Below are 7,894 nucleotides of genomic sequence, written 5' to 3'. Positions count from 1 at the left end.
GCTTCATTCTTCTGCAGAAAGATCGATCAGATCCTTTTTAAATTCTTTTAGTTTGCTTAACTGACGCTTCAGGCTTTTTCCCTTCTGGATAGTGCGTTGTTGTCCCTCTTCCTCGGTATAGATCTCCAGGTGATCAATGGGAGATTCAGGATGAGCTACAATATCATGGAGCAATGTTTTATAGTGGCTCATCATTCTCTTGATCGTCACATCCTTAAATAGCTCAGGACTATAGTTGACCGAGCAGCTAAGCCCGCTTGGCTCTTCTGTAACAAAGAGAGCCAGATCGAATTTGACCGAGGCCGTATCGTTATCGATCGGATGTATTGCCAGGCCAGGAAGTTCAGCACTGGTTAAGGGAATATTCTGCATAACGAAAAGAACATTCACTAATGGTGTGCGATTGCCCTCGCGTGGGATATGCAGATGCTCGATAATCATCTCGAAGGGAAGTTCCTGGTGCATGTATGCGTTTAACACCGTTTCATGTACCTGCTGGAGCAAATCGTGAAAGGGTAGTTTTCCATTCACATGTGCTCGCAGGGCCAGCAAGTTGACAAAGAAGCCAATCAGACGTTCCGTCTCCAGATGGGAGCGATTGGCACTATCGGTACCAACGACGATATCCTCGTTGCCACTAAGGCGGTAGAGCAGGGCCTGAAAAGCGGTTAGCAGCGTCATAAAGAGCGTGGCACCTTCCTGCTGACCTAATTGCTGAAGTGCTAGCGTCAGTTCCGCACCAAGCTGTATTTCGTGCTGAGCCCCCTGATAACTAAGCGTGCGAGGACGAGGATAATCGGTTGGGAGTTGTAAGGCGTGCGCTTGATTGAGCTGATTGGTCCAGTAGCGAATCTGCTCTTTAAGGACCTCACCCTGTAACCATGTCCGTTGCCAGTGTGCGTAATCCGCATATTGGATGGGAAGTGGGGACAAAGAGGCGCTTTCTCCGAAGCTGGCCGCCTGGTACAGACTCGCGAACTCGCGCACAAGGATGCCCATAGACCAGCCATCAGAGACTATGTGATGCATATTCAAGCGCAGCCAGTGCTTCTGTTCGCTCAAGTGCCAGAGGTAGCAGCGGAGCAATGGTCCTCTACTCAGATCGAAGGGAAGCCGGGCTTCCTGCGCGCATAACTCTCTGGCGACCTCCTCACGTCGCTCTGGCGCAAGGGTACGCAGATCAATGAAGGTGATGTCCGCATTTTCTGGTAAAGCAATGACCTGATAGGGTTGTCCCTCCCGTTCCTGGAAGGTCGTCCGTAATCCTTCATGTCGTTCTATCAATTGCGTCAGGGCTGTTTTGAATGCTTTTAGATTGAGTTGCCCCTCAAACTCAACCGTAATAGGAATGGTATAAGCAGTATTGCCAGGCTCCAACTGATCCAGGAACCAGAGGCGCTGCTGGGCGAAGGAGAGTGGTAGCAGTTGCTCCCGTGAGATTGGCACAATCGGTGGGGCTGGAAGCACCTGCACCTGTTGCAGTTGTGCAGCCAACCCGGCCACCGTTGGAAATTCAAAGAATGCCTGTAAGGGGAGTTCCACATCGAGCATACTTCTGAGTCGGGCAATCACTTGTGTTGCCAGCAATGAGTGTCCACCAAGTTCAAAGAAATTGTCGGAAATGTCTATCTGATCCAGATCCAAAAGATCAGACCAGATAGTTAGCAGGGCCTCTTCAATTGGATTACGTGGCGCGGTATAGGCATCATCTGAATGCAGTCGTTCGCGGTCAGATGGCAGTGCACGCTGATCTACTTTCCCATTCGGCGTCAGGGGAAGAGCATCCAGAAGGATAAAGTAGGCCGGGATCATATATTCGGGCAAATGTTCTTTGAGGTAGCCACGCAATTCTGCAGTGTTTAACGTGCTTCCCGCTCCTTTGTCCATCACCACATATGCAACGAGCTGTTTTTCCGTGGCCTCTTCCCCTTTCACCACTACCACATTCTGGAACACCTGAGGATGCTGGTTCAGAACCGCTTCGATTTCTCCCAATTCGATGCGGTAGCCACGTAGCTTGACCTGCGTATCCTGTCGTCCCAGAAATTCAATCGTCCCATTGGCACGATAACGGGCCTGGTCGCCAGTTCGATAGAGGCGTTGACCAGGTCGCTGGCCGAAAGGATCGGGAACAAAGCGTTCGGCAGTCAGTGTTGGCTGGTGGAGGTAGCCGCGAGCCAGGCCCTCTCCGCCGATACAGAGTTCTCCGGGTACACCGATAGGCACTGGTTGCTGGTATATATCGAGGAGATAGACCTGTACATTGGCAAGAGGACGACCAATCAGAGGCCCTTGCAAATAGGGTCCTGTGCGCTGCTGGGTAGTTGCCTGGATGGCTGCTTCTGTGGGACCATAGACCGTAAAGAAGCGGCGACCAGCGGCCCAGCGAGCCATCGTTTGATCGGAACAGGTCTCCCCTCCTATGAGAAGCGTTTGGAGCGCAGGAAAATCCGTTGCTGGCAGGATTTCCAGATGTGAAGGGGTGACAATCATGACTGTGATAGCCTGATAGCGCAGGAGGGAGGCCAGATCCACCCCTGAAGCGACGGTCTCAGATGTAACCAGACAGAGACGAGAACCTGACAGGAGAGCCAGGAAGATTTCCAGGATCGAGACATCAAAACTCAAGGAGGCGCATTGCGCAATGTGTTCTCTGCGCCCGATTTCACATGCCTGGATGGAGGTAATGATGGTATTGCAAATACTCCGATGCTGGATGAGCACACCTTTGGGCTTGCCTGTTGAGCCAGATGTGTAGATGACATAGGCCAGATGTTGAGGATCGGTCACACCAAGTGGTTTCTCTCCTGTTTGCCGGGCAATCGTTCTCCAATCAGTATCGAGACAAAGCGTAGACACGTGCTCGGCTGGTAGTTGAGCAAGGAGCGGCTCGCACGTTAGCACAAGTGAGACCTGTGTGTCTTCGAGTATAAATTTGAGCCGATCGGCAGGATAGGCTGGATCGAGCGGCACATATGCTGCGCCCGCTTTTAGGATGCCGAGCAGTCCTATGATCATTTCCTGTGAACGACCTGTATACAGACCGACGAGCATGTCGGGTCCAATCCCCTGTGCGCGCAGATAGTGTGCCAGTTGGTTTGCACGCTGCTCTAACGCCGCATAGGTGAGCTGGTTTTCTCCAAAGACCAGCGCGACCGCATCTGGCTCATGTATTACTTGCGCTTCAAAAAGCTGATGCAGGGACGGATGTTCAGGCATTGCTAGCTGAGAGGCATTCCACTCTTCTACTATTTGTTGTTTCTCGGTTTCTATCAACATTGGTAGGGTCAGAACGCGTTGTCTTGGATCGGCTACAATCTCATCGAGCAGCCTCCGCCAATGGCAGAGCCAACGCTTGATAGTTGCTGAATCGAATAGAGCAGTACTATACTCCAGGTCTGCATTGAGTCCTTGCTCATTCTTTGTGACCACCATTCTCAATTCAGACTGGGAAATGTTTTGTTCAACGTCAAATCCCTGCATTTGTAGCGAGGACAGCTCAGCCGACACATCGGCATCAGGAGTATTCTGGAGCACAAAGACCGCCTGGAAGAGTGGAGGACGGCTGCGATCACGCTGTGGTTGCAGCGCTTCCACCACTTGCTCAAATGGCGTATCCTGATGAGTGTAGGCCCCCAATGCTGTTGCGCGCACCTGTGCCAGCAGGTCCACGAAAGAGGGGTTATCTGAAAGATCTGCACGAAGCACCAGCGTGTTGATAAAGAAACCGATCAACCCTGCTAACTCCTCGCGGGTCCGATTGGCAATGGGTGTGCCGACGGCGATATCGTATTGCCCACTATAGCGAGCGAGCAGAACCTGGAAGGAGGCCAGCAGCGTCATGAAGAGGGTGGCTCCTTCACGTTGCGAGAGTGCCTGCAACTGCTGAGTTAGTTCCGGAGGCAATTGTACTCGTTGCCACTTGCTCTGGAAGCCCTGAACGACCTGGCGAGGATGATCTGTTGGCAGATTCTGAGTGGCAAGCCCGGATAATTGTGTTTTCCAGTAGTCCAGTTGACGCTCTAATACTTCGCCTTGTAGTGAGGAACGTTGCCAGAGCGCGTAGTCAGCATACTGGATCGGCAACGCTGGCAGTGAGGCTGTTTCCATATGTGGAAATGCCGTGTAGAGACTGGTGAGTTCACGTACCAGAATACTCATGGACCAGCCGTCAGAGATGATGTGATGCATCGTCAATAGCAGCACTGTGTCTTCTTGTGACTCCAATTGTAACAACCAGCAGCGCAGCAAGGGACCATTCACCAGATCAAATGGCTGCTGAGCTTCTTGTTGCGCGAGCCGACGAGCTTCGTCTTCACCTTCTTGCTGGCCGAGCTTACTCAGATCAACTACAGGCATGCGTGTCAGCGGCTTCGGACTAATTTGCTGGATTGGTTGTTCCTCTCGCATCGGGAAGGTCGTGCGTAGATTCTCATGGCGTTGGATGACTCCGAGTAGTGCCTGCTCTAGCGCGATACGATTGAGGAGACCACGCACACGCGTTGCTTGCGGAATATGGTAAGCTGTGCTGTCGGGTTCCAACTGGTTTAGGAACCATAAGCGCTGCTGAGCAAAGGAAAGGGGCAGATATTCTGGTCGTGAGCTTGCCTCGATAGGGGAGATTATCTGAGTGTGTTGTCTACGCAGCGCCTCTTCTATGCGTCTGGCAAGCTGTACTACAGTTGGATCTTCAAAGAGCCAGACGATTGGGACTGCAATGCCAAATATCTCCTGTAGTCTTGACGTTGCTCTGGTTCCTAGCAGAGAATGTCCACCGATCTGAAAAAAATTGTCGTTTTTGTCAATCGACTTCAGATTTAATATCTCCTGCCATACTCCCAGCATTACTTCCTCAATCGGGGTGTGGACCTGTTGCTGATGCCTGGATTCCTCTTGTTCCCTTGCCTGCGGGGCGGGTAAATGCCGCCGATCCACTTTACCATTGGTCGTGAGGGGTAACTGTTCCAGGCACATAATTTGACCGGGCACCATATATTGGGGTAACTGTTCCAGCAGGGCCTGTTTTAATTGTTCCTGCCTGGGACCCGGTTGTTGCCAGGGCACAATATAGCCTACGAGTTTTCCCTCTTTCCCTTCCTCCTCCCATAGTTGTACGACCGCTTCCCTTACGTCCGGATGCCTGCGTAACTGATTCTCGATCTCTCCTAATTCGACGCGATATCCTCGTATTTTGATCTGTGCATCCCGTCTACCAAGGAACTCCAGCGTTCCATCGGAACGATAGCGCGCTCGATCGCCGGTACGATAGAGTCTGACACCAGCTATTGAGCTAAAGGGATCGGGCACAAACTGTTCAGCTGTGATTGCTGGATTGGCTAGATAGCCGCGTGCAATACCGGCACCTCCAATATAGAGTTCGCCTGCCACGCCAATCGGCGTCAGTTGTAGCTGTTCATCTAACACATACACTTGCACATTAGCGATGGGACGACCAATCGGCACACTATGCGGCCCTTGCTGAGTTGGACCCAATGGGTACACCAGAGATCCTACCGTTGCCTCTGTCGGACCATAATGATTGAAAATCTGGCAGTCTGGCTGCTGGTGTTGGATCTGTTGTACCAGAGACCAGGGCAAGACTTCTCCTCCTAGAACGAGTCTCTTCGCGGGCAATAGCCCTGTGGTGCCGGTAGAGAGTAGTATCTGTAGATGAGATGGGACGATCTTGAGCACGTCCAGTGGATAGTTTCGTGTGTAGTCTGAGAGCGCGCTGGCGTCCGTGACAAGCTCATAAGGAAGTACATGGACGCAACCGCCGGAGGCGAGACCACAAAAGATGGACGTATTGCCCAGATCGGCTGCTAGAGATGTGACGGTGGCAAAGTGCCAGCCTGGTTGTACTGTCAGCAATTTGCAGAGTGCCTGTGTATAATTACTCACACTGTGCTGCCTGACCATGACGCCCTTGGGAACTCCTGTAGAGCCAGATGTAGTTATCACATAGGCCAGCCCGTCGGGAACCGTCTCTATCTCAGGTGCGGTCGTGGGCTGCTCGGCCAACTGTTGCGTTAGCATATCAATCAGGAGTACCGGAGTTGTAAGCGTGGGTAAATGCTTCAGAAGCTCCTGGCTGCTGATGGTCAGTGCTGGTGTATATTGCTGCAATAATACCTGGAGGCGTGCGGTAGGCATATCCATCTCCAGAGGGATATATGTTCCCCCTGCCTTGAGCACTGCCAGCAGACTGATGATAGCCCGGTGATCACGGGGCAGGCAGAGTGTGACATAGCCACCAGGTTGTAGTCCTTTTGCCAGGAGCAGATGCGCGAGCTGATTCGCTTGCTGTTCTAGCTGCTCATAGCTCAGCAGGTGCTCTCCATAACGCAAAGCCGGAGCGTCAGGGGTTCGGCGCACCTGAGCCTCGAAGAGTTGGTGGATACCCTGTTCCGTCAGGTCGTTATCCTGAGTCGCATTCCACTCAGATACCAGAATGTGTTTCTCGTGTGCAGTGAGCAAATGCAAAGTACTGAGCAACTCATCTGGATTGGCGAGTATTTGCTCACAGACCGTTTGCCATTGTTCCAGCAAACGCTGCATATCCTGCTGGCTAAAGGCATGTGGATCGTAGTGTAGTGACACCAGCAGGCTTTCAGAACCTCTCCTACAGGACAGACATACTTTGAAGCGATCTTCATACATCTCCTGTTCTTCCACCAGCCAGGCTATTTCGCCCGCCTGCCAGGGAGCAGGCAACGTCTCATAGATGAAGCCAAGGGGGCAAAAAGGCTCTCTCTCTCCTGACGCTTCAACTATCTGCCAGCTAAAGCAATCCTGCCATTCCTCTCCCTGGCGTATTGTCTCTTCAATCTGCCGCGCTATCTCACTATAGCCAGCACCTTCTGAGAATTGATAGGAAAGAGGCAGCGACCTGGCAAAGAGTCCAACTGCCTTTGCTATTTCTGTGTATTCCCTCCCGTTATATCTTGTCCCGATAAGCAGGCTTGTCTGGCCGGTCAGGCGGCTAAGCAGGGCACCCCAGCCTGCAAGCAGAAGGCAGTGCTCCGCGACATTGAGTTGACTACTCAGCGCTTGTAGCCGGGCCAGCATCTCTGATGGAAGTTCAAGTGTCAATGTCTGGGGAGCAAAAGGAGCAAAAGGATCTGATACATGTTCATAGGGAAGAGACGTTGTAATTCCTGGTACACGTTCGGCTGCACGCCAGTATGTATTCCCCTGCGTACCCTCACCTGACTGCAAGATATCGTAGAGCCATTCAGACAGGTCGGCATATTGGAGTGGTTCCTCTTCCTCTTCCTCTTCGCTTTGTGTATCCTGTCCACTATACAGTTGGCTGAGTTCCTGGAGCAAGGCATGGCAGCTCTGAACATCTGCATTGAGCGTAGCCATATCCCACCATAGCCAGTGGCGTTCGGGGCTATACCGTATGAGCATTACCCGCCAGGCAGGCCCTGCGGTCAGATCGAAAGGCCGTTTTTTGAACGCTTCTTGCAACTTTTCCCGCATTTCCTCCTGTTCATGGGCGGGAATGGCGCTGCAATCATAGATCTCCAGAAGAAGAGGCGTATCTTGAGCAATCACCTGAGCTGGTAGAGCAAAACCTGCCTGGCGAGGAAAATTTGTACGCAGAATTTCATAGCGTTCCACCAACTGTCTCAGAGCGCCACTCAGGCGAGACAGATCGAGTGGTCCTTGCAAACGGGCCGAGATATGAGTGCGGTAGGGGAAAGATTCCTCTGGACGCAGCAAGGCACACAAATGTCGTTGCTGCGGGGAAAGTCGAAAACTTTCGATGAGTGTCTCAGGCATGGTTGTTTCTATCTCTTTCTCTAACTCTTATCCTGATGCAAAGCCACTTGACATACCAGCTGAACTTCGGTGATAGTTGCCTCCGTCAGGTGGAGTAGGAGGCTGC

At 52.1% G+C, this 7,894-nt stretch carries 1 protein-coding gene; it reads right to left on the bottom strand.

Going from position 1 to position 7,894, the window contains the following annotated elements; translation table 11 throughout:
• Nucleotides 1–3: 3 nt before the first annotated feature.
• Nucleotides 4–7,788 (bottom strand): non-ribosomal peptide synthetase, encoded by a 7,785-nt coding sequence (locus F1593_RS09675; protein ID WP_149401352.1) that lies wholly within the window; start codon nucleotides 7,786–7,788, stop codon nucleotides 4–6.
• Between the last annotated feature and the right edge of the window lie 106 nt (nucleotides 7,789–7,894).

The sequence above is a fragment of the Dictyobacter arantiisoli genome (assembly GCF_008326305.1).
In the GTDB taxonomy this organism is placed as follows: Bacteria; Chloroflexota; Ktedonobacteria; order Ktedonobacterales; family Ktedonobacteraceae; genus Dictyobacter; species Dictyobacter arantiisoli.
Note: the sequence above shows the minus strand (reverse complement) of the source record. Positions and strands in the feature narration are given on the sequence as shown.